Consider the following 25,877-nt stretch of genomic DNA (forward strand, 5'->3'; position numbering starts at 1 on the left):
TGCAAGAAATAAGATTCCTGAGCTTCAGAAAGCATTGAAAGGTAATATTAAAGAACATCAGGTTATTATGTTAAGACATCAAAATGAAGAAAAAATTATTAAGAAGAATATAAAATCTATAGAAAGTCTCGGATATGAGGTTGTTCTACAAAAGACTTAGTTGTTTGGGGTTTTATGGTAAAATTTTAAGCCCGCCAATCGGCAGGCCTATTAGTTATGCATTAAAGTCGGAGAAAAGGTCGGCAATGCATAACGTGATGGATTGGCACTAAAATAATATACCAAAGCTGTGTAAATTCAAAAAAAGAGAGGTAATGAAGTGTTCAGAACTAGTTGCAGAGTAGACTATCAGATGAGCAGTCTGAAAAAATGAGTATGCCTTAGTGTTAATAATCCCTAAAAGAAATAAAATGTAAACCTGTTGCGCTTAGGTAACACTTAAATACTTTACAGAAAATAATAACAACTAATGGATATACAAAATCCGTTAGTTGCTTTTACGTTTCTATTATAGTTTCAGGTAATTCATTTGTATTATGAAGTATGAGATTTTATGTAGAAGTAATTTAGAGTTCGATAAATTAATTACGATAAATTATGCTTACTATTATATTAGTAATTTCTGAAGTATTGTTAGAAAGTATAAATTCATGAGTATTGCTTGAATTTACACAGTTAATTAAAATTAAATCATTTTTAACAGTTTCAAAAAATTTATCATCAATAGTAGAGTTAAATCCACCATTTACAGTGTAAAAACAAATTGCTGCTAAATCTTTATTTAATGAAGTTTTATACTCGAATTTAAGCTGTTTGTAAGGACTAATATTAAGATGAAATAATTCACCATTATAATTTTCTCTTGTCATTAAATTAAAAACAGTAGCTTTACCATAAGTTTTAGTTTTCCAATCGCCCATAAAGTCGTCTTGCTCAAAAGGGTTAAGTAATTTCTTGTAATTATTCTCATGATCAAGAGTTATTTCTCCTTCTATAACCATAAATTTACGAGAAACCTTTGGTAGACTACTAAAAGTAGATTCTGGTATATCAATTTTAGCAACTCCCAATCTCCATAAAAAGTTTTTACTGGCATAATCAGAATTTAACGGATATGTTGTAAGTTCTGTAGCCATGCCTCCAGACCAAAATGTTGGCTTGTAATTTTCCTGTCTTAGTAATTCTACATTGTAGTTCATATATTAATTACACCTCTTCTTATATATCATTTATGTTCATTATATTAAAAGATATAGGAATTAAAATTTGCACAGTAGTTCCTTTACCAGGTTCGCTGGCTATTTTCAAACCATAATTTTCTCCATAATAAAGTTTGATTCTTTCATTAACGTTTTTTAGGCCTACACCATTATGACTTTTATTTATATTATTACTTGGATTATATTTTAATATTTCTTCACATTTTGTTTTATCCATTCCAGCGCCATCATCAATAATCTCATATAGAATATTATTATCAATTTTTTTTGCATTTATAATAATTAACCCTTTTTGTCTTTTGGCCTTTATACCGTGATATATAGCATTTTCAACTAGAGGTTGAAGGATTAATTTTAATGTAGTATTATTTAGTATACTTTCATCAGCATTGATTTCATATTCAAATTTATTAGTGTATCTCATACTCTGAATAATAAGATAGTTTCGAATATGCTCTATTTCCCTTTCGACAGTAATCATTTCTTGTCCGCCACTCAAACTAATTCTAAAAAGTTTTGCTAAGGCATCAACCATCAATACCACATTTTCATTATTTACTTCTGCCATCCAAATAATTGAGTCTAAAGTGTTATAGAGAAAATGAGGATTAATTTGTGCCTGAAGCATTTTGAATTCCAATTTTCGTTTTTCTTCCTGCTCTTTTACTACTTGCTCCATAAGTATCCTAATTTCATTAATCATAGTATTGAATCTTTGACCTAACATTCCAATTTCATCATTACCTTTAAAATCTAAAGATATGTCAAGATTGCCTTTCTCAGCTTTTTTCATAAAATGTGCTAGCTTTTTTAATGGTTTTGTTATCATAGAAGCTATGAATATAGACAGCAGAAAGGCGCATAGAAGACATACAAAGCAAATAAGAAACATAAAGGTTTTCATATTATTTATTTGTTGTACTATTTCACTATATGGGGTAACGCTTACAACAGTCCAATTGGCAGGCTCGTACCTCTTAAAAGTAACTTGCTGCTTTTCTGAATTTATAGATCTTATAAAGTTTCCTTCTGCAGACTTTAGAACATCAGAAATAAGGGTATCATCAGATTTAGAGATATAACTATAATCTGGATGATAAACTATATTCCCATTTTTATCAACAATAAATACATAGCCATCTTTACCAAGTTTTGCATTTTTGCAGATATCTTCTAAGGCATCTAAGTTTAGGTCTACTAAAAGCACTCCAATTATCTCATCTTTGCTATAACTTTTAACGGCTTTACTCAAAGAAACTACTGATTTGTCACTATTGATTACGTAACTTTGAGAATGGGGGCTGACAATTATTGATTTATCATCATGTTGAAAAGCATCCTTATACCACTGTTGTTTAGTGAAGTTATAATTTTTGTCAATATTTATGCTATATTTATCACTCACTGCAGAACCATTATTAGCTATCAAAAATATCGATACAACATCTCTTCTAAGACTTTCTATTTCCGTAAGAAAATTCACTAGATTATTAAAATCCATAGTAACATCTAATTGATTATCGGGCTGTACAGTTTTTAAATATCTCTGAATATTATAATTATAATTTGCAATAGGGGATATGCTTTGCATTTCATTAACATAGAAATCAACACTTTTAATTACCTGATCCACAACCTGATTACTATAAACTGTCGTATATGTCTCTAGAGAGTTTCTATACTCGTTGATTACAAATGCACTAATAGTACATATAGTACAAATTATGAGAAGGAAAAAGGATACGATTATTTTATTTTTAATCTTTATATTTACAAAAAAATTAAGCTTGTACAAAAACAACTTTAACATAATTTTCACTCCAGAAGCTATTTGGCATTTTTGAACTCAGAAGGACTAAAGCCAATATGCTTTTTAAAACATATACTAAAATAATGAGGATCTCTAAAACCAATTTTAAACGCCACCTCGGAGGGCTTTAAATTATTAACAATTAAAAATTCTTTAGCTTTTTCCATTCGTAATTTTGTAACATATTCTATGAAGGTTTCATTATTTTCTTTTTTGAAGATTATACTTAAGTAACAGGAACTAACAGAAACAAAATTTGCAACGGTATCAAGAGATAAGTCAGGGTTCCAATAGTTTTCCTTAATGAATTTTTTGGCCTTTTCGACAGTTTGCAAATTTCTGTTATTTCCCACTACATGCATATTTGAATAAGTAGATTCTACATATTTCCATAGAAGTCTTTTTACATCATCTAAAGTCTCACAAATATTTATTTCCCTATAAATATTCAAATATAATGTATGATTTGTAGATTTTTTATCTTCAAGATTAAGTAGAAGCTTTTGTATTTGATTTATTAATTCAAACATAATAAGTTTGATATTCTCTGATGAAATATTTGAAAAGTTTATTAAGTCCGTAAAGAATGAATCGAAAGAAATTTTTACTCTTTCTAAGGATTCGAACTTAACTTTAAATAACAAATCATCGATTTTTTTAAAAGGAAAATAAAAACTTAGAGTTTCATTTGTTTTATTGTTGATACTATAAATATTATTTTCACCCATAAGAAACTTATGTTCTAAAGCGTTTAAAGCCTCATTATAAGAAGTTTTTAAATTTTTTAATTGTGATACTAAAGTTCCGATACCAATAGTTACAGTAATATGCAAGTTATTTTTAATGGTATTTTTAATTGAAAGTAATGAATCATAAATTTCCATTTCAAAAATTTTCGATTTATAATCTTCAATGCTATATATTATAACTTTTCTATTTAAATTATCATTAAAGACAAAACCAGAGTTTCCTATGGAATCAGAAATTATCTTAAGCAAATCAATATTTAAAGAAGATATGTAATTAGATTCGCATTTGCTAATTAAGTTATTTAAGCTATCAATCTCTAATACACATACAATAAATAGATTCCCAATAAAATTGATATTTAAATTTTTAAGATCAGAAGAAATTTCCTCTTCACTAATACCCTCATTTATTAAAGAATTAAAGAATTTTTCTTTTAATAAGGGAAGAGTTTCAGTAATTTGTCTTTTAATTTGGAGCAGTTTGTTATTTTCTAAGTTTTTTTCATCGAGTTGATTTTTTATTTTAGTAAGATAGTCCGTAAGTCTTGAAGAAATAATAGGCTTAAGAACATAATTGTTTACTCCAAGATCTATTGCTTTTCTTGCATATTCAAATTCATCATAACCACTTATTATAATTATTTTTGTATTAGGGAATTCCTTTAATAATTTTTCTGAAAGTTCTAATCCATCCATGAAAGGCATTGCAATATCTGTAAGAAGTACATCTGGCTTAATTTTTAATGCAAGTTCTAGCCCGACTTCCCCATCTTCGGCATCAAAGACTTCGCTAAAACCAATGGCTTTCCAATCTATTTTATTTACGATTGATTTTCGAACTAACTCTTCATCTTCTACTATGAGTATTTTATACATGGTTATTTCCTCCAAATTTAAAAGCTTTACAAGACACATTATAACAAAAAAATATAGGGCTTACAATGTGAGAAAATTCTTATAAATGCTATTATTAGAATGCAGGAATAAGCAAATGTAAAAAAGTTCATAAAAAAATTAACCGTTTACATAAAAAAATTCTATTAAAAAAAGCTTTGAATTTGAGTATTATTAACTCAAGAAAAGGAAAGTTTACAGAAAAAATATTAATGTTTTCAAAGGGATATGAAAAGGTTTTAAAAATACTACTAAAAGTCAGAGGGGGGACAATAGGTTTATGGTTATTTTTTATACCTTTTAGTATTTCTAAAAAATAAAATGTTCATGGAGGGGTAGTATGTTTAAAAAAATATGTACAGTATTAGTCGCATGTATTTTTACATTTTCTTTAGCAGCATGCGGAAATAAAACTGCACAAACTTCTGGAAGCGATGCAAGTACGACAAAAAATCAAGGAAAAAAACAGATAACATTGGGACTTGCTATGGCAGGAATGAGCTCAGCTTATCTAATGCCTTGTGCAGATTTTGCCAAAAAGGAAGCAGAAAAAAATGGAGCAAAGATGATAGTTATGGATGCTCAATGGGATGCTCAAAAACAAGCTGATCAAATATCAAATTTACTAGCACAAAAAGTTGATGCTATAATTTTAAATCCAGTTGATGCAAAATCGTTGTTGCCTTCTCTTAAAAAGGTTAAAGCAGCTAAAATACCAGTAATAAATCTTAACATGAGAGTAGCAGATACCTTGCAAGATTATGTTAGCACATATGTTGGAGCAAGTATGCCAGAAGAGGCTGAACTCGCTGCTGACTTAATGAGTGCAGCACTTGGAGATAAAGGTGGAGACATTGTAATGATAGAAGGAGCTCCAGGAAGTGATGCATCTATATACAGAAGTCAAGCCTTCAAAGATAAAATAGCTCAAAATAAGAATATAAAAATCGTAGGAATAGCAAATGGTGGATGGGACAGAGCAAAGGCCATGGCTGCAGCAGAAGATTTGCTTGCCAAAAATCCAAATATAGTCGGAATTTACTGTCATGATGACAATATGTGTATTGGGGCTATTGAAGCTGCAAAAGCTGCTCAAAAAGCTGATAAAATTAAATTTATAGGTATTGGTGGAAGTATTGATGGTTTAAATGCAATTACAAAGGGAGAGATGTATGGAACTGTAACACAACCACCAGATTGGGAAGGTGCTGAAAGTGTTAGACGTGCTATAGATGCAGTTAATGGCACTCAGTTAAAGTCATGGTATAGAGACCCAGTTGAAAAAGTAACTAAAGAGAATGTATCGAAATTTAAGGGGTTATGGTAATAACATAAAATGTCATATAGTTGATACTTTATCATATCGTGGGCTAAAACTCACGATATGAATATCGATATGATGTGCCGTTTTATGTTTTGTAATTGGAGGGGAGAGAATGAACGAAGTAATTCTGAAAATGGTTGAAATAGGCAAGTCATACCCAGGAGTTAGAGCCCTTGATCATGTTGATTTTGAAGCAAAAAAGGGTGAAGTACATGCACTAATGGGTGAAAATGGGGCAGGAAAGTCAACACTCATGAAGGTACTTAATGGAGTTATTACAGACTATGAAGGGGAAATATTCATAAAAGGTAAAAAAGTTAATATTTGCTCTCCTACATCTGCACAAAATGCGGGAGTTAGTATTATATTCCAAGAATTTAACTTAGTAAATACCCTATCAGTAGCTGAGAATATTTTCTTAGGAAGATTGTATGGTACAAAAGCAGGGCTGATTTCTTGGGTAGATATATTTAATAATACTAAAGAGTTGTTAAAAAAAGTAGGCTTAGATATTGATCCAAAAACTAAAGTTAAAGATTTAAGCGTTGCTGAAAAACAAATGGTGGAAATTGCAAAGGCATTATCCTATAATTCTGAAATTATTGTTATGGACGAACCATCAGCTACACTAACAAAAAACGAGTTGGATAATCTTTTTAAGATAATTTTTGATTTAAAAAGTAATGGAGTAACCGTAATATATATTTCACATAGACTTGAAGAAATATTTGAAATTTGTGATTCGATAACAATTCTTAGAGATGGAAGGTCAATTAAAACTTGTTCTGTAAAAGAAATTGATAGAGAAGGAATAATTGAAGGCATGGTTGGAAGAAGTATGGAAGAAGGAGAATATCCTGAAAGACCAACTGTGAAACTCAATGAAGTTATAATGGAAGTAAATAACTTGAATCGTAAAAATGTTCTAAAAGATATCAGTTTCAGGCTTCATAAGGGTGAAATATTAGGACTAGCAGGCTTAGTTGGAGCTGGAAGAACGGAACTTGTAAGAGCAATTTTCGGTGCAGATAAAATAGATTCCGGTGAAATAAAAATTAAAGGTAAAAAAGTAAAAATAAAAAATCCTATAGATGCAAAAAGAAATGGCATGGCTTTATTAACTGAAGATAGGAAGCAGCAGGGACTTGTGCTTAAATTTTCTATTAAATCTAACATTTCGATTACTAAATTGAAAAAAATTTGCAAAAAAGGATTATTATCAAAAGACATGGAATCAAAAGCTGCCGCAATATATGTAGATAAACTTCTTATAAAGACGCCTTCATCTAAACAGAAGGCTCTTAATTTAAGTGGTGGAAATCAACAGAAGGTTGTTATTGGCAAATGGCTTTTCGCAGATTCCGAAATTTTGTTTCTTGATGAACCTACAAGAGGAATAGATGTTGGAGCAAAGTATGAAATTTATTGTATAATGAACGAACTAATAAAAGAAGGTAAATCTATAATAATGATTTCATCTGAAATGCCTGAGGTTATTGCAATGAGTGACAGGATTATCGTTATGCATGAAGGTCAAATTAAAGGGGAAATTTCAAAAGATTGTGCAAGTCCTGAGAAAATAATGGAATATGCCATTTGTACTCCTGAAAATTCGTAGTGAAATAAGTACAATGTGGGGGGATATTAATGAGTGAAATTAATAAAAACATTCTTAAAACAAATAATGTGAGTTTAAATCAATTAGCAAAAGAATATGGAATATTTATTGCACTAATTTTTCTTTTGATTGTGTGTTCGATAGCGTCCTCGTCATTTTTAACTGGAACAAATATGATGAATATCCTGAGACAAATATCAATAAACGGTATACTCGCAGTTGGAATGACATTTGTAATGATAGGTGGAGGATTTGATTTATCAGTAGGTTCCATACTCTCTTTTGCAGGAGTTATAGTAATAGGCATTCAAAGTGCGGTATCTGCACCAGTAGCTATTATTGCAGCTCTGCTTATAGGAATTTTGGCAGGACTTTTAAATGGTACTATAATGGCTGTAATCAATGGAGATAGTGGTGATGCTTTTATGATAACCTTTGGTATGCAGTCTTTTCTTGCAGCTTTAGCATTATTATATACTGGAGGAGTAACCTTAAGAGGAAGTAATTCACCTATATTTAACTTTATTGGTAAGGGCTTTGTTGGACCCATCCCTATGCCTGTTCTAATATTTATAATAATTGCGCTTATATGTCATTTTGTACTTACAAAGACTCGATTTGGAAGAGGGGTATTCTTATTAGGAGGTAACTATGAAGCTAGCAGACTTTCTGGAATAAATGTTAAGGTAATTAAGGCTTCAACCTATGTTATTGCAGGTACAGCGGCAGCAATTGCAGCTATGGTTATAAATGCAAGGACTATGGGGGCATCACCAATACAAGGTGTTGGATATGAATTCGATGCAATTACTGCAGTTATAATAGGCGGTACAAGTTTATCAGGAGGAGAAGGAAGTGTACTTAAAACTTGTGTAGGTGTTCTGATACTCGGCATTATTTCAAATATCTTAAACTTGTTTGGCTTTTCGGTATACGATCAGTATATTGTGAAAGGTATCATAATACTCTTAGCGGTATGGTTTGACAGTAAAAAATAATTTATTATGAAGGGGTGGTGCGCCAAATGATTTTAACTATAGGGAAAAATATCTTAAAAGAGAAAATGTTAATGCTGCTTTTAGTTATGATTATAATAATGTCCTTTTTATCACCTGTATTTTTAACGACGGTAAATTTCATTGATATGTTGACACAAATGTCAATATATGGCCTAATCGCTTGTGGAATGACTATTGCAATAATATGTGGTGATTTTGATCTTTCAGTAGGTTCCGTTGCAGCATTGAGTGGTTTAATTATGGTTATGCTTGAACCGAAGGTTGGATTGGCAATGGCTATTTTGATTACATTAGTATTAGGTATTGCTATGGGCTTGATAAATGGATTTTTAGTAACTGTAGGAAAAATAAATTCTTTTATAGTTACATTGGGTGCCATGACAGTGTATTATGGAGTAGCTTTAAAGATATGTAATGGAAATCCGGTTCAAAGTACTAGTGATGCACTAATTGAAATAGGAAATGGAACAATAGCTGGAATACCCTATCCTGTAATTATATATTTTGTATTTGTTGCTATTACTCAAATTTTACTTATAAAGACTAAGTATGGCAGAAATATTTATGCAACTGGTGGAAACTATGAGGTTGCTAGATTAACAGGCATAAATGTAAAATTTTATAAAATATCAATTTTTATTGCCACTTCCTTAACCGCTGCAATAGGAGGAATGCTGCTTGCCTCAAGACTTGGTACAGCAGCACCTAATAATGCTCAAGATGCTGCCATGACTGTTATTTCAGCAGTTGTAATAGGCGGTACAAGTTTAGCTGGTGGTCAAGGTAATGCGATTAGAACAGTGTTAGGTATGTTGATACTTGGCATACTTACAAATGCTTTCAGTCTTTTGAATATATATCCATATTATCAAACAGCAATTAAAGGTATTATACTTATAGCAGTTGTTGCAGCAGATAGTTATTATAAAAAGAACAAAAATTAAGAATTAATTATTGGGAGGGAAAATTAATATGAATCATTTCGAACGTTTTTATGCAACTATTGAAAGGAAACCGGTAGATAGGCCAGCATCATGGCTGGGAATACCAGATCACAAAGCATACAAGGGATTATTTGACTATTTTAAAGTAAGCAATCTTGATGAGTTAAAAGCTAAAATTGATGATGATGCTTATCCTGTTGAACTTCCATACCATTCTCCAAACAGCAATGCAATTTATGCAGCTTTTAACTTTGCAAAAAAGAATTTTGATGGAGTAGAAGATGCAAGAACACTTACTGCCCCAGGCTTCTTTGAAGATTATTCAGATCCTGATCTAATTAATGATTTTGACTGGCCAGATCCAGAAAAATATATTTCTAAAGAAGAATGTCTAAATGCTGTTGAGAAAGCTCCAAAGGATCGTCCGACTTTAGGCGTAATATGGTCAGCACATTTTCAAGACACTTGTGCAGCATTTGGAATGGAAACAGCTCTTGTAAAGATGCTTATAGAGCCAGAGATGTATGAAGCTGTAGATAAAAAAATCTTAGACTTCTATTTAAGGGCAAATGAAATATTCTTTGAAGCTACAAAAGGTAAGCTTCATGCAGTTTTAATCGGAAATGACCTAGGCAGTCAAGCAGGGCTCATGTTGTCGCCGGATTCAATAAGAAAATTTGTTATCCCAGGAGCAAAGAAACTTGTTGAACAAGCTAAAAGTTATGGACTAAAGGTATTATATCATTCATGTGGATCTATAGTAGAAGTTATTCCAGATCTTATAGGCGCTGGAGTCGATGTTATCCACCCAATTCAAGCACTTGCAAAAGGTATGGACCCTCACAATTTAAAAGAAAAATATGGAGATATTGCTTCATTTTGTGGAGGAGTAGATGCTCAAAATCTATTGGTTCATGGAACTCCCCAGCAAGTTAGAGATAAGGTGTTTGAGCTGAGACAGATATTCCCAACTGGTTTAATTATTTCTCCTAGTCATGAGGCTATACTACCAGATATTAGACCTGAGAATGTTGCAGCTTTATTTGATGCTGTAAAAGAAACAATATAAAACAAGCAAAAAATCCACACTTTAAGACTGACATAAGTGCATTTGGAGGGAAAAATTATGAGATGCGGTTCTGTAATAAAGGTAAAGCCAGGTATGTTAGATGAATATGTTAAGCTTCATTCTTCGGTATGGCCAGATGTTCTTAAAATGATTAAAGAATGTAATATAAAAAACTACTCAATATATTATAAGGATGGCTATTTATTTAGTTATTTTGAATATGTGGGCATAGATTATGAGGGTGATATGAAGAGGATGGCAGATGATCCTACAACTCAAAAGTGGTGGGATGTAACAAAGCCATGTCATATTCCGCTTGAAACTCGTAAAAAGGGTGAATGGTGGGCTGAAATGGAAGAGGTGTTCCATTTAGACTAAATATATTTGTATGGAAACAGAAGATCGAGTTATGTATGGTTATAAATATTCATGTCATTTCCATTAAATTTAATAAAAGTATTATATAGGGAGGAAATATAAATGGATTTAAAAGAACTTTCACTTACAGTAGAAAAAGGTAACGCTAAAAAAGTAAAGGAGCTTGTGGTGCAAGCCATTGAAGAAAAGATTGATCCAGCTACAATACTTAACGAAGGTATGATTTCGGCTATGGCTGAAGTAGGGACAAAATTTAAGAATAATGAAATATATGTACCAGAAATGCTTATAGCAGCAAGAGCTATGAGTGCTGGACTGCAGGTACTAGAACCAATTTTAGCAGAAACAGGCGTGAAGCCTATTGGTAAGGCAATTATAGGAACTGTAAAGGGAGACTTACATGATATAGGTAAAAACCTCTGTGCTATGATGGTTGAAGGTGCTGGTATTGAAGTTTATGATTTAGGAATTGATGTACCAGCAGAGGAATTTGTTAAAAAAGCAGAAGAACTTGGTGCAGATATTGTTGTTATATCTGCATTACTTACAACAACAATGCCATATATACAGGAAGTTATAGATTCATTTAACAAATCTTCTGTTAGGGACAAGTATTATATTATGATTGGTGGGGCTCCTGTTACAGAAGAATTTGCAGAAAAAGTTGGAGCAGATTTATATACTCCTGATGCAGCAACAGCAGGAGAAAAAGCTAAGGAATATTTAGTTTCAGTAAAAGTTTAAATTTTAAAGTGTATGTTTTAGACATACACTTTAAAGATACATTGTAGAGGAGGATATATTATGATAATAGTTGGTGAATTAATAAACGCAAGCCGTAAAGCTATTTCACAGGCAATAAAAGATAATGATATTGATTATATAAGGAAGGTAGCAAAGGAACAACAAAAAGCAGGTGCTGATTATATAGATGTTAATGCAGGTATATTTGTAGGAAAGGAATCTGATTACCTAAAGTGGCTGGTACAGGGCATTCAATCAGAACTAGATGTTCCTTGTTGCATAGATTCACCAGATCCTAAAGCCATAGAAGCAGCTTTAGCTGTTCATAAAGGAAGCTCAATGATAAATTCTATTTCGTTAGAAAAGGAAAGATATGAGGCTATATTGCCTATAATAGCAGGTACAGATTTAAAGGTAGTAGCCCTTTGTATGGATTCAGATGGTATGCCTGAAACTGCAGATGAAAGATTAAGAATTGCAGATAAATTAGTAAATGGATTGCTTCAGCATAATATATTAATAGACAATATATACATAGATCCACTGGTTCAACCTATTGGAACTAACGATACTTTTGGATTCGAATTTTTAGATTCAATACAGGCTATCACTACTAGATTTAAGGGTATACATACAATGTGTGGTTTATCTAATATATCCTTTGGTCTTCCAGCAAGAAAGTTTATTAATCAAACCTTTGCTATTATGGCAATTTGCAAAGGATTAGATGGACTTATAGTAAATCCTTTGGATAAAGCTATGATGGCAGGTCTAATAACAGCAGAAACTTTAGCTGGAAGAGATGAATTCTGTATGAATTACTTACAGGCATATAGAAACAGTAAAATAGATTTAAGTACCCCTTAAAATAAACTTATAGTCAGTAAACTCTTTTGTCTTGGATTATTGTAGTGATTGAGCTAAAAAGGAGGTTACTGACTATTTATTTTATTAGGTTAAATTATTTATTCATATATATTTAGCTTAAAAAGTGCGCAGTATTAAACCGGGGGGATAATTGTGGTGTTAAGGTTAAAATCAATTGCTTTAAGAATTAGGATAGGTTTTTTAGTCATAATTTTATGTCTTGTTGGAGTGATTATAGTGGAAATGTATATATCTATTTCTTATAATAATAAATATAAGAATATGTTAACTTTTATTATGACCTCTAATCAGATTCAAGATTCTATTGATGAATACACAACTAACTTCAGCAATAAATTAATGTATGAAAAAGATAAAAAGAAAATGAAAGAAAATTATATAAGCTTTAAGAATAAGATATATGAAAAAGAAAATTATTTAGCAAAGAATGTATCAAAGGATAGTCAGTCAACAGCAAGTATAGAAGCAATTAGTAGATTAAGTAATGCGTATTTTAATACTATCGAAGACATTTTGAATGTTGAAGAACAAGTTAATATGAGTGATTCTTTTGATAAATATGAAGAAACTAAGAAAACTAATAGCTTTATAGATAATGAAATTTCTAAACTAATTGTCAGTGAGACCAAAAGTAATAATGCTGAAATACAAAGGCTTAATAGGCAATACTACCAAATATCAAGTATCATGGTAGTATTCATTGGAATAGTCATACTTTTGGCAATGGTATATTCTATTAGGTTATCTAACTATATATCACAAGCTTTGAGAAGATTAACGGAGATTTCAAAGAAAATAGGAGATGGAGATTTAAAATGTAGGGATGTAGTAGTAAAATCTGATGATGAATTAAAAATTTTAGCTGTTGCATTTAATGATATGAAGAATAGCCTGAAGGAAATAACTATTAAAATACGAGGAGTAGCTGGACAGGTTTTTGATTCTTCTAATCGTTTAAGTAAAAATGTTGAACAAAATTTTAAAGCTAATAATCAAATTGCTTTAGTAATACAGAATATAGCAGAGAGTGCATCGGAGCAAGCTGAAAAAACAAATAATACTGCAGTAATTATTGAAGAAACTTATAAATTGATGAATAATATTTCATTAAGCACAGAAAATGCGTTATTATTATCAGAAGATTCAAAAAAAGTATCCGAGGAAGGTTCCAATTATATTAACAATTTTATTGATAGGATTAATTCAATTAATAATTCCATACAAGTTTCAGCTAATACTTTAGATGATTTAAGCGGAAAAACTGAACGAATAGGCAATATAGTTGACTTTATAAAAGCCATAGCGGAACAGACAAATCTTTTAGCTTTGAATGCTGCAATTGAAGCCGCAAGAGCTGGAGAAAGTGGTAGAGGGTTTGCTGTAGTTGCTGAGGAAGTTAAAAAGCTAGCTATGGAGTCAGGTGAGGCGACAAAACAAATTAGCGAAGTAATAAAGAGTATTCAGCATCAAACACAGCAGGTCAAAGTGGAAATGAATAGTGCAGTATTAAATGTAAAGGATGCAGTAAAAAGAATAGCTTCAACTAAAGAGTTTTTAAATAATATTGAAAATTGTAACAATAAGGTGGATACTGAAGTAGAAGTAATTTCATCAAGTATAAGCAATCTGTTAAATGCTATGGAGAAAATTAGTGAGGAAAGCAAATACAATAATGAAATTATTCAAGCTTTTGCTGCAGACAGTGAGGAGATTGCAGCTTCAACAGAAGAGCAAATATCTAATCTTGAGCTTATGATAGAAACTACTAATGCTCTAGTTGAAGATTCAGTCAATATGGAAGAAGTAGTAAAAAAGTTTAATTTGTAATATATAGAAAGATACTGTAGTTAAATGGATTTATATGTAATGCTTACTTTCAAAAAACTTTGTGGGGAGATAGTTCATGAACGTTTTTAATGGAATAGATTTAATTGTTGAAGAGAAAGAAATAATAAGGTTACTAGGATATAGGGATTCACAACCAGGCGAAGAAATAATAGAGGCTATTAGGGAAGAAATTAAAGCATGTAGAAATTATTTAAATTCAGTAGTTTATTATGAAAAAATAAATATAAAGAGCATAGAGGATAGTCAGGTTATACTGAAAAATGGTATTTTCTTAAGTGGAGAATTTATATCAAGAAAATTAAATAAATGCAAATATATTGTAGCTGCTGTTACAACATTGGGCAGAGAAATAGACGAAAGGATAAAGGAAGCCTTTGATGGCGATGATTATTTAAGAGGAATGATTATGGACAACATAGGAATTGCTGCACTTACATATGTAGATAAATTATTTTGGATTAGTATGGTAGAGCATATTGAAGGAAGCAGTATAGGAATAACAGAAAAGCTTTCACCAGGAGATAAAGAGTGGGCACTTGAAGAGCAGAAAAAACTCTTTCAATGTATAGATAAAAACTTTACAAAAGTGGGGCTTACAGAATCATTGCTCATGACGCCAATAAAATCAACTTCAGGAATATTTGGCTTTGGTGAAAATATAGGAATTACTAAAAGTGAACATTTATGCAGTGAATGTAAATTGAAAAGTTGTTCGTATAGAATGGATAAAAAAATTAAGCTTAAGGTAGATAAACAGGTAATGGAAGTAGAGTCTGGGACAAACTTACTTGATATACTAAGAGAAAATAAAATATTCATAGATAATCCTTGTGGTGGAAAAGGAACTTGCGGAAAATGCAAGGTGAAATTAATAAAGGGACTTAAAGAGCCTACATCATTAGATATAAAACATTTAAGTAAGGAAGAAATAGAGGAGGGAATTAGGTTATCTTGTAATATAAATATAAGTGAAACTACTGAGCTAATAATCCCTGTAGATAACGAAAAAATGAATATTGCGGTAGCCATGGAGAAATATGAATTTGATGTAGATTCAATGATCAAGAAAAAATACTTAGTTATGAAGGAACCTTCCATTGAAGATCAAAGAGATGATTATAAGAGAATTAGCGATGCTTGTGGAATAAGGGATTTACTTATTGGAATTAAAGATTTAGCAACAGTAAGTGAAAAATTAAGAAAATATAACTTTGATGTCACAGCAGCAATTTATAAAAATCAACTTATACACATAGAAGAAGGTGATGAGAGGGAAAAGATCTATGGATTAGCTATTGATGTTGGAACTACCACTATAGCAGCATACCTTTTAGATATGAATAATGGTAAAGTTATGGATGTAGAACCACAAATTAACATGCAAAGAATTTATGGAGCCGATGTTATTTCAAGAATCGATTTTACTGTTGAAAATAAGGAAGGACTAAATACTTTGAGACAGTGCATAATTGGACAAGTTAACTCAATAATTGAAACATTGAGTGCTAGAAATAGTATCTGTAAAGATAATATATATGATGTAGTTATAGCAGGAAATACTACTATGATTCACTTATTGCTTGGACTACCTTGCAAGCAAATAGCTATGGCTCCATATATTTCAGTAGTTACAAAGGCTCTTGAAATTAAAGCTGAAGAACTTGGTATTATAACTCAAGGTATAGTAAGTATTATACCAGGGATTTCAGCCTATATAGGTGGTGATATTGTTTCAGGAATTTTATCTAGTGGAATGCTGAATTCGGAAGGACACTCCCTGCTGCTAGATCTTGGAACTAATGGGGAAATGGTTTTAGGAAATAAAAGCGAGATTATAACCTGTTCCACTGCTGCAGGACCTGCTTTTGAAGGATCAAATATCAAGCATGGTGTTGGTGGAATAAAAGGTGCAATATGTAAAATCGATTTGTCACAAGATAAGGTATATGAGACTGTAGGAGGAGAAAATCCAATAGGAGTGTGTGGTTCGGGAGTTCTTGATACAGTGGCACAATTTTTAAAATATGGCATTATAGATGGCACAGGTAAAATTATTGATAAAAATGAACTGGGAGAGAAATATAAGGACAGGTTAATGGATACAGGTAAAATGAAAGAATTTATTTTGGCAGAAGATAAGATGAACAACAAAATTATAACTTTTACTCAAAAGGATGTAAGAGAGGTTCAACTAGCTAAGGCTGCAATAAGTGCGGGAATTAAAATTCTTTTAAAGGAAAAAAATATACAGCTAGAAGATATAGAGACAATGTATATTGGTGGGGGATTTGGAAGCTATATGGATGCAGAAAGTGCCATAACCATTGGAATGATACCTAAAGAACTAAAAGATAGGATAAGGTCTATTGGAAATTGTTCAGGAGCTGGTGCTAAAATGTATTTAATGTCAAAGAAATTAAGAGATAAAGCATTGGAGATTTCTCGCAAAGCAAATTATATAGAACTATCTAGAAGAAGTGATTTTCAGGAGTATTTTATTGATTCTATGTTGCTTGAGTAGAGGGTACTGAAAATATAAATATCTGATATGGGATCTATATTTGCTGTAATTATCTATAATAAAAATAAAAGAACACTTTTTATTGATAATAATTTTGCAATATTATTAACAAAAGGTGTTTTTTATATGCGTCTATTTTTCATTTATAATCGCCTTCCTAAAATTGTGTCTATAGAGGAGTACTGTTCCTGATATTTTTTGGGACTTACTCCTTTATACTTTTTGAATAATCTACTAAATTGAGCACAATCAGAAATTCCAATAAGAGCTGAGGTATCAGATATACTGTAATACATGGATAAATAGTGGCATGCTAGTTCAATCTTCTTTTCATTAATATAGCCTATTATAGTCTTTGATAGATGATTTTTAAATAGATACTCAAGATTGCGTTTAGAAGTACAACAATATTTGGCTATACTTTCTACTGAAAGCTTTGTATGTAACTTAGCATCAATATAGTCTAATGCTTGTTCAAGAGTGCTTTGTTCAGTAAAAGAAGCATTAGCTGAATTGTGATTTGATAGACATAAGAGACTTTCTAATATTAAATTTTTAATTGCCTGGTATGTTCCATAATTTGAACCTTTACTTATACTTATGGAATTGTAATCTGCCACAAAGCCTAAGTATGCAAAAAGCTGCTCCTTATGTTTTACTATTGGTTTATGCCCACATAGAAAATTATTTATAAGTTTATCATTCTGCGAAGTTGTAAGGGAAATTGAATTTACCTTTATATTGATAAAAAAATATATTAATAGTAGCTCTTTATTTGAAGCAATACCTTGTATTTCGTGTTTTACACCTGGATCTGCTATTATTAAATCCCCAGGAGCTAATTCATAGATTTTATCATTATAAATATACTTACCATATCCGGAAAGTATCACGCATAATTCATAGCTATTATGATAATGAAGTTGATTTGATATTTGTTCATTTCCGAAAGAGCAATAAGTTCCAGTTTTACAGAAAATAGAGTACATGCCAAAATTATCTTCTATTCTTTTTCCACATATATGCTCTGTTATAGGGAGATTATTTTTTCCCATAATAGATCCCTCCATAAAATTCAATACAATATGATTATACTGCTGACTTCGTTTTTTATCAAATACACTTCGTTTTTGATTATTCAATAAGCAAAGAATTGTGACTATAATTTTAATATAGAAAGTTGAAAAAATTAAGAATACTTAGAAAAATGAGGTGTTGACATGAATTCAAGAGAAAGAGTTTTAAGCTCACTGAACCATAGGGAGCCAGATGGTTTAGCAGTTGATTTGGGATCTAATCCTAGTTCAGGTATATCAGCCATAGCTCACAGCAGGCTTGTAAATAAGCTTGAATTAAAAAATAGAAAAACTAAAGTATTTGATGTAGTACAGCAAGTGGCTCAACCAGAGATGGAATTAGTAGATGCTTTAAATCTTGATGTATTAGATATTGGGCGGGTATTCAATGTAAACGATACAGATTGGTATGATTTTACCCTTTATGATGGAACAGTAGTGCAATATCCAACATGGTTTAAGCCAGATCGTCATCCAGATGGTTCTTATACATGTTCTAAACATGGCAAAATAATTGCTAAGATGCCATATGGTGCAACGTTTTTTGATCAAACGGTTTTTCCTTATATAGATGGTTATCCAGAAAACTACAAAGATTTAAGTGAGGCAATGAATGTGGTTTTGTGGCAGGCTTTAGTTCACAGCCCATGGGATCACGCAGCTGAAGATAACTTTTGGGAAGTTCTTAGAGAAAGAACCCTTGAACTAAGAAAAAATACAGACAAGGCCCTAATGATAACTTGTGGCTGCAATCTTTTTGAATGGGGAACCTTTTTAAGGAAAATAGATAATTTCTTAATGGATATTTTACTTGAACCTGAAGAAATAGAAAAATTAGTGGAAGCACTTATGGAAAAACATTTAGCTTCATTAAAAAATGTATGTGAAGCTGTAGGTGATATAGTTGATATTATAAGATTTGGAGATGATCTTGGAATGGATAGCGGTCCTTTTATGGCTCCAGATTTATATAGAAAACTTTTTAAACCTCATCATACAATACTTAATGCTTATGTGCATAAGCACAGTAATATGAAAACTTTTCTTCATTCCTGTGGTTCTATATATAAGGTAATACCAGATTTAATAGAAGCTGGATACGATATTATAAATCCAGTTCAAACAGTTGCAAAAGACATGGAGCCAGAAAGATTGAAAAAAGAATTTGGCAAAGACATAACCTTTTGGGGTGGTGGATGTGATACAAGAAAAATTTTAAATCATGCAAAGCCAGAAGAAATAAAGGATCATGTAAGAAGAAACATAGAGATATTAGCACCTGGGGGAGGATTCATATTCAATCCTGTTCATAATATTATGCCAGATGTTCCACCAGAAAATGTAATCGCCATGTTTGAGGCTGTAAACGAGTATAGATAGAATTAAGTGATATTTAGGAGGAAATAGAAATGGATTTAAAAGAACTTTCGCTTATGGTTGAAAAAGGAAACTTTAAAAAGGTAAAAGAACTTGTGCTGCAAGGAATTGAAGAAAAATTAGATCCAGCAGCTATCCTTAATGAGGGCATGATTTCAGCTATGGCTGAAGTAGGGACAAAATTTAAGAATGGCGAAATATTTGTGCCGGAAATGCTTATTGCAGCAAGAGCGATGAGTGCAGGTCTTCAAGTTTTAGAGCCAATTTTAGCTGAAACAGGAATTAAGCCTATTGGAAAAGCAGTTATAGGAACAGTAAGAGCGGATTTGCATGACATAGGAAAAAACCTTGTAAAAATGATGTTAAAGGGTGCTGGTATTGAAGTATATGATTTAGGTATAGATGTGCCATCAGAAGAATTTCTTAAAAAGGCCAAGGAAATAAATGCAGATATAGTCGTTATATCAGCATTACTTACAACGACAATGCCACATATAAAGGAAGTAGTGAATTTATTCAATCAATCAGGTAATAGAGAAAATTACTACATTATGATTGGAGGAGCTCCTGTAACAAGCGAATTTGCAGAAGAAGTAGGAGCAGACTTATATACTCCGGATGCAGCTACAGCAGCGGAAAAAGCCAGGGAATATTTAATTTCAGATTTGAAAATCAAGTCTATATAGGTATCTGGAGGAAATAAAATTATTATATACACACCCACAGACGATATTTAACTTATATGGCTGGATACATTGGCATTCTTACGGCATTATAAATATCTTTGGTTTCAGCGAAGTATTTAATGTGCTTTTAAGAATGTCAATACATCCCTGCGTATAAGTTAAATATCTAGCTTGGGTATCTATTAAATGGGAGTGTGATCTAACTTGAATTTTGAAGTAGCAAAAAATGAAAATGTAAAAACGAAGAAAAGCTTTATTTCCAGCCTACTAAAAAGAAGTGATATAAGTGTAATAATTGCAACGTTATTTTTGATATTGGTATTTGCAATTACTACAGAAAGTTTCCTGTCATCATATAATATATTTAATGTATCTAGAACCGCTTCTTTATACCTGTTTGTAGCCCTTGGACAAGCTATAGTAATTATAATAGGCGGTATGAATATTGCTCTTGGAGCCATAGGAGGAATATGTGTTGTAGCCTTTGGTTATAGTGTGCAGGTACTTGGAATGCCCAGTTGGGCGGCAGTTATAGTTGCAATTTTAGTTGGAGGAATTTGTGGATTATTAAATGGATTCGTTGTAGTTAAACTTAAACTAAATTCCTTTGTTGTAACGCTTGCTAGTTCTTTTATTTTTACAGGTTTAGTTAATGGTATCTCTAAAGGTTATCCATATACGAAGATACCAACATCTTTTACCACCATTGGAAGAGAAGGTTTTTTAGGTATGCCTTATCTGTTCTGGCTTATGATAGTGACACTGATTATAGTATGGTATGTATTTAAGTACACAGTAATTGGAAGACAAATACTAGTTACTGGTGGTAATGAAGTTGCAGCACGTATGTCAGGGATAAAGACAAATAATATTATTTTATTATGTCATGTTTTATCAGGAGTATTTGCTGGATTAGCTGGAGTTTTATGGATTTCTAGATTAGGTTCAGCGCCACCTTCTACAGGAGGGGACTGGATGATATTCTCCTTTGCAGTAGCAATAATAGGTGGAACAGCACTTTCAGGTGGAGAGATTACTGCACTTGGCTTGTTTGCAGCTTCATTTATGATAGCACTTATCAATAACGGTTTAATTATGATGAATGTAAATGTTTACTTCGAGCAGACATTCCTTGGAATCATCATAATGCTTGCCATATTTTTTGAGAGCTTCAGGCTTAAGTTTAACTCATATAAAAAAATTTAAGGGAGGGTCATTAATGAATAAGAAAAATCTATCAAAAGTCATTGCTACTATTGCAACTACTGTATTTTTGGGAGCTACTCTTACAGGTTGCGGCAGTACAGCAAAAGAGAACTCTGAAGGGAGCAATAAAACTGACTTAAAAATAGCATGGTATGCGTCTGCACCTCATCCATATTTTGAAGATGTAAAAAAAGGTGTTGAAGGCTTTCAAAAGGAAACTGGAATTACAGTTACTGAGCAAATCGGTCCGGATTGGAAGCAGGAAAGTGAAAGTCAAAACATAGAAGCGCTTGCAGCTAAAGGAATTAAATATTTTGCAATATATCCAAGCGATCCTGCATCAGCTAATGGGTTAATAGATGAACTTGATTCAAAGGGAATAAATGTAATTAATTTTGGAGCCTCCACTACAGAGCCTACAAAGGCTAAATTTTATGTTGGCACCGATGTCAAGCAAGCAGCAATGGATGCTACTGAAAAATTAATTAGCCTAATGGGAGATAAAGGAAACATAATAAATGTTCTCGAAGTACTTGAAGATGCAAATACAAAACTCAGAAAAGAAGGAGTAGAAGAAGCTGTTAAAAAGCATCCAAATGTGAAAATTATTCAAGAAATTTCAGGTATGAAGAGTAATGAAGAGGCAGTCCAAAAGATTCAAGATTCAGTAGCTGCAAATATTGATAAGGTTGATGGAATCATTGCAACAGGAGATACAACCAGCGTAGGTATAGCTCAGGTAATGGCAGACATTAAAAAGAAGGGCAATACAAGAACTATACACACTATAGGAATAGATACAGACCCAATAGTAATAAAGGCAATCCAAGATGGGTATATGGATGCAACAGTTTCTCAAAATCCATATGGACATGGGTACTTGTCTTGTACGCTTCTTAAGTATCTTTCTGCAGGGTGGAAACCTAAGGCTGGGCAATATAGAGTAGATACAGGAACAGTTATTGTTACTAAAGCTAACGCCACTAACTATCAAGATGAGTTAACCAAGAAAACTGCGGAGATAAAAGCAAATTTAGAGACAAAATATTTAGAAAAAAAATAATAGACTATAGATGACCAAGCAGATATTTAATTTATACTACAAGAATTATTGGATATATTTTTAGAGAACAATTGACAGAGGACAGAGGACAATGAAGGAGAGTTTTCTTCCTTATGTCAGAAAACTAATTTGTTTTTTAGGCTCGTTTTGCTAATGCAAAACGTCGCTTACTCAGAGGATACTCGTGGAAAACAATAAAACAGTAGTTTTTTAAAATTAAAGATTTTTTGTAGAGAAACGGAGAAAAATCCTCCTTCACTGTCCTATGTCAATTGTCCTCTGTCCTCTAAATATTTGCAGCATCTATAATTATAAAATTTTTCATATATAAGGAGATTGAATATGTTAGAGCTAAAAGGTATTGTTAAAGAGTTTCCTGGCGTAAAGGCGCTAGATAATGTATCTTTAACCTTTAAGGAAGGCGAAATTCACGCTCTGCTAGGAGAAAATGGTGCAGGAAAAAGTACTCTTATTAAGATAATATGTGGAATATATAAAGCAGATAAAGGTAAGATGTTTTTAAATGGGAAAGAGCTTAATTTTCGGAACTATAGAGATGCTATAGATAATGAGATCAGTATTGTTCAGCAGGAAATTCAAGTTATACCAGAGAGCAGTATTGGTGAGAATATAATGCTTGATAAATTGAATTGGTATTCTAAATCCGGGAAAATTAATTGGAATGCAATCAATGCAGATTCTAAAAAATATTTAGAAATGGTTGGGTTAAATATAGATCCGAGGGACAAGATCAGACCACTTAGCGCCGCTCATAAGCAACTCATTCAAATAGCTAAGGCATTAGCATCAAATGCTAAAGTGCTGCTTTTAGATGAGCCTACTTCTTCCCTTACAAATCATGAGGCGTCAAAATTGTTTGAAATAGTTAACAAATTAAAAAATGAAGGCGTTGCACTTATTTTTGTATCTCACAAACTAGAAGAAGTACTTGAAATATGTGATAAAGTTTCAGTTTTAAGGGATGGCAAGTATATAGGTACAGAAGATTGTAAAAATCTTTCTAAACAACAAATTATTAAGATGATGATTGGAAGAGAAACAAAAGACATTTATATGGGTAAGCTTGATGTAGATAAGAGTAAAAAAGTGCTTGAAGTAAAGAATTTATATCAAGAAGGTACATTCGCAAATCTTAATTTTGAACTATATAAAGGTGAAATATTAGGGTTTTACGGACTGGTTGGCTCCGGAAGAACTGAATTAGCTAAAATACTTATTGGTGAAGATAAGAAATATTCTGGAGAAATATTTATAAATGGCGAGAAAGCTAAAATATCATCAATGGCAGATAGCTTGTATAAATACAAGTTGGGATATGTTTCGGAAAACAGAAAAGAAGAAGGTCTTATACTTAGTAGTACAGTGAAAACTAATATAGGTATTACTATATGGAGACTAATTGTAAATAAATTTTTAAAAATGGTCAACTTAACCAAAGAAAAAGATGAAGCACAGAAGATGGTAAATGCTTTAAAAATTAAAGTAACAGGTGTTCATGATGAAGTTGGCAAGCTAAGTGGAGGAAACCAACAAAAGGTTAGTTTAGCAAAATGGCTTTCAGCAGGTTGTGATATTTTGATAATTGATGAGCCTACTGTTGGAGTTGATATTGGTGCAAAAGAGGCAATACATCAAATAATATGGGATTTAGCAAAGATTGAAGGCAAATCAATAATATTAATCTCCTCCGATATGCCAGAGCTTTGCAAATTATCTAGAAGGACATTAGTATTTAAAAACTTTTGTGTATCTGGTACTTGTGAGGGGATAAATGATAGAGAATACAGCTATGATGAGTTAAGCACTATGATTGGAACTCATTTGGCTTGATTTATTTTTATAAGAATTGAGGTGATAGCATGAAAAGATACGGTTCGGTTATAAAACTGCATCCTAACATGGTTGAAAGATATAAAGAACTTCATAGTGCAGTCTGGCCAGAAATACTGGCCATGATAAAAGAATGTAATATACGTAATTATTCAATATACTATAAAGATTTATATCTTTTTAGCTACTATGAATATATTGGCATGGACTACGAGGAAGATATGAAAAAGATGGCTTCTGACCCTACTACAAAAGAATGGTGGAAACTTACAGACCCTTGCCAAAACCCTCTTGAAACAAGAACAGAAGACGAATGGTGGGCATCGATGGAAGAGGTTTTCCATATGGATTAACACTACATATAATTCCAGGAGGCGGACATCATGATAACCAATAAAATTGCAAACACCATTTCAAAGTTGGCTAATTTTGCCCATGAAATTTCAGAAGGTAATCTTGATGTTAAAAAGATTGAAGTTTATTCAAAAGATGAAACATCTGTCCTTGCCAATGCCTTTAATAAAATGGTGGGTAGCTTAAGAGCATTAATAGGAGAAATATCATCAAGCAGCAAAGAAGTGTCCCAATCTTCCGTTTTGCTTATGGTAAATTCAGAACAGAATGCAAAAGCAATTGAATTAATTGCCGCCGGCATAAATCAAGTTTCCGTAGGTGCAACGGATCAGACTCATTCTTGTGAAAAGACTGTTATCGTAGTAAGTGAGCTATATGAAAACAATAAAAATATTGATGGAGATGCCCAAAAGGTTCTAGAAACCGCTGAGTCTGCCATGAAAGCTGCATATGTTGGTAATGAAAATATGGAAATATTAGTTAATGAAATAAAGGTAATTGAAGATAAAATTATCGAGACTCAAAGTGTTTCTGAAAAATTGATTGCAGAGTCCACAAACATAGCAAGGATACTTGAGCACATTATCAATATTTCATCTCAAACTGATTTGTTAGCGCTAAATGCTGCAATAGAAGCTGCAAGGGCAGGAGAATATGGAATAGGCTTTACTGTTGTAGCTGACGAGATTAGGAAACTTGCTGAAGACTCAGCAAGAGCAGCTAAATCCATAACAGCGATTTCAAAAGAGATTCGGAACAATTCTCAAGCTTTATCAGATAGTATGACACTTGGTGTGAATGAAGTAAAAGAAGGCATATCCATAGTTGGAATTGCACGGAATTCATTTGATGAAATAATGAAGGCAAATTCAAAGGTTGATTTACAGATAAAAAATATAAGTAAAGAAATTAAAGACATGGTTGAAAATATAGCAACTGTGGAAGAAATGAGTAAAATCATATTAAGTTCTGCAACTCAATGTTTAGATGTAAGTAGGAATGTTGGATGTACAGTGGAAGAACAGCTTGCTAGCATAGAAGAAGTAAGCTCTTCAGCGGCATTACTTTCTGGCATGGCAGAGGATCTTAATAACTCAATCAGTTCTTTCAACATCTGATTTTACTTTAAAAAAACTAAGACATGATGACATTCTACAGAGAGTTAACCTTCTGTGGTTCTTCTCTATATAAATAAACACACCAGAAAGTAGACTTATGCGCAGGTATATGTTTCCAAA

The 25,877-nt window shown here is 32.0% G+C and carries 21 protein-coding genes; 17 read left to right on the top strand and 4 right to left on the bottom strand.

What is annotated here, in order from left to right; all coding sequences use genetic code 11:
• Positions 1-581 precede the first annotated feature (581 nt).
• The 3 genes from I6U48_RS13595 to I6U48_RS13605 are packed head-to-tail and all read right to left on the bottom strand — an operon-like array spanning position 582 to position 4,655.
• Positions 582-1,199, bottom strand: coding sequence for a HutD family protein (locus I6U48_RS13595; RefSeq protein ID WP_218321008.1), 618 nt, complete (start codon positions 1,197-1,199; stop codon positions 582-584).
• 19 nt (positions 1,200-1,218) lie between these two features.
• Entirely contained in the window at positions 1,219-3,030 is a 1,812-nt protein-coding gene (locus tag I6U48_RS13600) for a sensor histidine kinase family protein (RefSeq protein WP_218321009.1), read from the bottom strand.
• A 17-nt stretch (positions 3,031-3,047) separates the two neighbouring features.
• The gene (locus I6U48_RS13605; protein ID WP_218321010.1) at positions 3,048-4,655 is read right to left on the bottom strand and encodes a response regulator; all 1,608 of its coding nucleotides are present in this window, start codon (positions 4,653-4,655) and stop codon (positions 3,048-3,050) included.
• 358 nt (positions 4,656-5,013) lie between these two features.
• Between I6U48_RS13605 and I6U48_RS13610 the strand changes: the two genes are divergently transcribed.
• From I6U48_RS13610 to I6U48_RS13655, 10 genes are all read left to right on the top strand, one after another.
• Entirely contained in the window at positions 5,014-6,000 is a 987-nt protein-coding gene (locus tag I6U48_RS13610) for a sugar ABC transporter substrate-binding protein (protein ID WP_218321011.1), read from the top strand.
• 109 nt (positions 6,001-6,109) lie between these two features.
• Positions 6,110-7,615, top strand: a complete 1,506-nt coding sequence (locus I6U48_RS13615) for a sugar ABC transporter ATP-binding protein (RefSeq protein WP_218321012.1) — start codon at positions 6,110-6,112, stop codon at positions 7,613-7,615.
• Between the two features lie 29 nt (positions 7,616-7,644).
• Entirely contained in the window at positions 7,645-8,613 is a 969-nt protein-coding gene (locus I6U48_RS13620; protein WP_218321013.1) for an ABC transporter permease, read from the top strand.
• 26 nt (positions 8,614-8,639) lie between these two features.
• Entirely contained in the window at positions 8,640-9,578 is a 939-nt protein-coding gene (locus tag I6U48_RS13625; protein ID WP_218321014.1) for an ABC transporter permease, read from the top strand.
• A 28-nt stretch (positions 9,579-9,606) separates the two neighbouring features.
• The gene (locus I6U48_RS13630) at positions 9,607-10,647 is read left to right on the top strand and encodes a uroporphyrinogen decarboxylase family protein (RefSeq protein WP_218321015.1); all 1,041 of its coding nucleotides are present in this window, start codon (positions 9,607-9,609) and stop codon (positions 10,645-10,647) included.
• Positions 10,648-10,704: 57 nt separating this feature from the next.
• Positions 10,705-11,025, top strand: a complete 321-nt coding sequence (locus tag I6U48_RS13635) for an L-rhamnose mutarotase (protein ID WP_246615342.1) — start codon at positions 10,705-10,707, stop codon at positions 11,023-11,025.
• A 102-nt stretch (positions 11,026-11,127) separates the two neighbouring features.
• Positions 11,128-11,769 carry a cobalamin B12-binding domain-containing protein gene (locus I6U48_RS13640; protein ID WP_218321016.1) on the top strand — a complete coding sequence of 214 codons (642 nt, stop codon included), beginning with the start codon at positions 11,128-11,130 and terminating at the stop codon, positions 11,767-11,769.
• A gap of 60 nt (positions 11,770-11,829) precedes the next feature.
• Complete coding sequence (locus tag I6U48_RS13645; RefSeq protein WP_218321017.1) at positions 11,830-12,636, top strand: methyltetrahydrofolate cobalamin methyltransferase; 807 nt, start codon at positions 11,830-11,832, stop codon at positions 12,634-12,636.
• A gap of 153 nt (positions 12,637-12,789) precedes the next feature.
• Entirely contained in the window at positions 12,790-14,484 is a 1,695-nt protein-coding gene (locus I6U48_RS13650; RefSeq protein WP_218321018.1) for a methyl-accepting chemotaxis protein, read from the top strand.
• A gap of 76 nt (positions 14,485-14,560) precedes the next feature.
• A complete protein-coding gene (locus I6U48_RS13655) occupies positions 14,561-17,026 on the top strand; it encodes an ASKHA domain-containing protein (protein WP_246615343.1) in 2,466 nt (821 codons plus the stop codon).
• 143 nt (positions 17,027-17,169) lie between these two features.
• Here I6U48_RS13655 and I6U48_RS13660 read toward each other — a convergent pair whose 3' ends face one another.
• Positions 17,170-18,081: a helix-turn-helix domain-containing protein gene (locus tag I6U48_RS13660; protein WP_218321019.1), complete on the bottom strand. Its 912-nt coding sequence runs from the start codon at positions 18,079-18,081 to the stop codon at positions 17,170-17,172.
• A gap of 165 nt (positions 18,082-18,246) precedes the next feature.
• Here I6U48_RS13660 and I6U48_RS13665 point away from each other — a divergent pair, with 165 nt between their 5' ends.
• The 7 genes from I6U48_RS13665 (at position 18,247) to I6U48_RS13695 (ending at position 25,757) form a co-directional block, all read left to right on the top strand.
• Complete coding sequence (locus tag I6U48_RS13665; protein ID WP_218321020.1) at positions 18,247-19,482, top strand: uroporphyrinogen decarboxylase family protein; 1,236 nt, start codon at positions 18,247-18,249, stop codon at positions 19,480-19,482.
• Between the two features lie 29 nt (positions 19,483-19,511).
• The gene (locus I6U48_RS13670) at positions 19,512-20,165 is read left to right on the top strand and encodes a cobalamin B12-binding domain-containing protein (protein ID WP_218321021.1); all 654 of its coding nucleotides are present in this window, start codon (positions 19,512-19,514) and stop codon (positions 20,163-20,165) included.
• Positions 20,166-20,369: 204 nt separating this feature from the next.
• Positions 20,370-21,371, top strand: coding sequence for an ABC transporter permease (locus tag I6U48_RS13675; RefSeq protein ID WP_218321022.1), 1,002 nt, complete (start codon positions 20,370-20,372; stop codon positions 21,369-21,371).
• A 13-nt stretch (positions 21,372-21,384) separates the two neighbouring features.
• A complete protein-coding gene (locus I6U48_RS13680) occupies positions 21,385-22,434 on the top strand; it encodes a sugar ABC transporter substrate-binding protein (protein ID WP_218321023.1) in 1,050 nt (349 codons plus the stop codon).
• 342 nt (positions 22,435-22,776) lie between these two features.
• Positions 22,777-24,285 carry a sugar ABC transporter ATP-binding protein gene (locus I6U48_RS13685; RefSeq protein ID WP_218321024.1) on the top strand — a complete coding sequence of 503 codons (1,509 nt, stop codon included), beginning with the start codon at positions 22,777-22,779 and terminating at the stop codon, positions 24,283-24,285.
• A 29-nt stretch (positions 24,286-24,314) separates the two neighbouring features.
• On the top strand, positions 24,315-24,638 hold the full coding sequence (locus I6U48_RS13690) for an L-rhamnose mutarotase (protein WP_218321025.1): 324 nt from the start codon (positions 24,315-24,317) through the stop codon (positions 24,636-24,638).
• A gap of 30 nt (positions 24,639-24,668) precedes the next feature.
• A complete protein-coding gene (locus I6U48_RS13695; RefSeq protein ID WP_218321026.1) occupies positions 24,669-25,757 on the top strand; it encodes a methyl-accepting chemotaxis protein in 1,089 nt (362 codons plus the stop codon).
• Positions 25,758-25,877 lie beyond the last annotated feature (120 nt).

Origin of the sequence: Clostridium thailandense (assembly GCF_019207025.1) — a bacterium.
Lineage (GTDB): Bacteria > Bacillota > Clostridia > Clostridiales > Clostridiaceae > Clostridium_AM > Clostridium_AM thailandense.

Coding starts and splice junctions, on each gene's coding strand:
- I6U48_RS13625 (WP_218321014.1), top strand. CDS start 8,640: ATGATTTTAACTATAGGGAAAAATATCTTAAAAGAGAAAATGTTAATG.
- I6U48_RS13615 (WP_218321012.1), top strand. CDS start 6,110: ATGAACGAAGTAATTCTGAAAATGGTTGAAATAGGCAAGTCATACCCA.
- I6U48_RS13655 (WP_246615343.1), top strand. CDS start 14,561: ATGAACGTTTTTAATGGAATAGATTTAATTGTTGAAGAGAAAGAAATA.
- I6U48_RS13605 (WP_218321010.1), bottom strand. CDS start 4,655: ATGTATAAAATACTCATAGTAGAAGATGAAGAGTTAGTTCGAAAATCA.
- I6U48_RS13695 (WP_218321026.1), top strand. CDS start 24,669: ATGATAACCAATAAAATTGCAAACACCATTTCAAAGTTGGCTAATTTT.
- I6U48_RS13640 (WP_218321016.1), top strand. CDS start 11,128: ATGGATTTAAAAGAACTTTCACTTACAGTAGAAAAAGGTAACGCTAAA.
- I6U48_RS13670 (WP_218321021.1), top strand. CDS start 19,512: ATGGATTTAAAAGAACTTTCGCTTATGGTTGAAAAAGGAAACTTTAAA.
- I6U48_RS13595 (WP_218321008.1), bottom strand. CDS start 1,199: ATGAACTACAATGTAGAATTACTAAGACAGGAAAATTACAAGCCAACA.
- I6U48_RS13660 (WP_218321019.1), bottom strand. CDS start 18,081: ATGGGAAAAAATAATCTCCCTATAACAGAGCATATATGTGGAAAAAGA.
- I6U48_RS13635 (WP_246615342.1), top strand. CDS start 10,705: ATGAGATGCGGTTCTGTAATAAAGGTAAAGCCAGGTATGTTAGATGAA.
- I6U48_RS13630 (WP_218321015.1), top strand. CDS start 9,607: ATGAATCATTTCGAACGTTTTTATGCAACTATTGAAAGGAAACCGGTA.
- I6U48_RS13610 (WP_218321011.1), top strand. CDS start 5,014: ATGTTTAAAAAAATATGTACAGTATTAGTCGCATGTATTTTTACATTT.
- I6U48_RS13665 (WP_218321020.1), top strand. CDS start 18,247: ATGAATTCAAGAGAAAGAGTTTTAAGCTCACTGAACCATAGGGAGCCA.
- I6U48_RS13680 (WP_218321023.1), top strand. CDS start 21,385: ATGAATAAGAAAAATCTATCAAAAGTCATTGCTACTATTGCAACTACT.
- I6U48_RS13685 (WP_218321024.1), top strand. CDS start 22,777: ATGTTAGAGCTAAAAGGTATTGTTAAAGAGTTTCCTGGCGTAAAGGCG.
- I6U48_RS13645 (WP_218321017.1), top strand. CDS start 11,830: ATGATAATAGTTGGTGAATTAATAAACGCAAGCCGTAAAGCTATTTCA.
- I6U48_RS13690 (WP_218321025.1), top strand. CDS start 24,315: ATGAAAAGATACGGTTCGGTTATAAAACTGCATCCTAACATGGTTGAA.
- I6U48_RS13600 (WP_218321009.1), bottom strand. CDS start 3,030: ATGTTAAAGTTGTTTTTGTACAAGCTTAATTTTTTTGTAAATATAAAG.
- I6U48_RS13620 (WP_218321013.1), top strand. CDS start 7,645: ATGAGTGAAATTAATAAAAACATTCTTAAAACAAATAATGTGAGTTTA.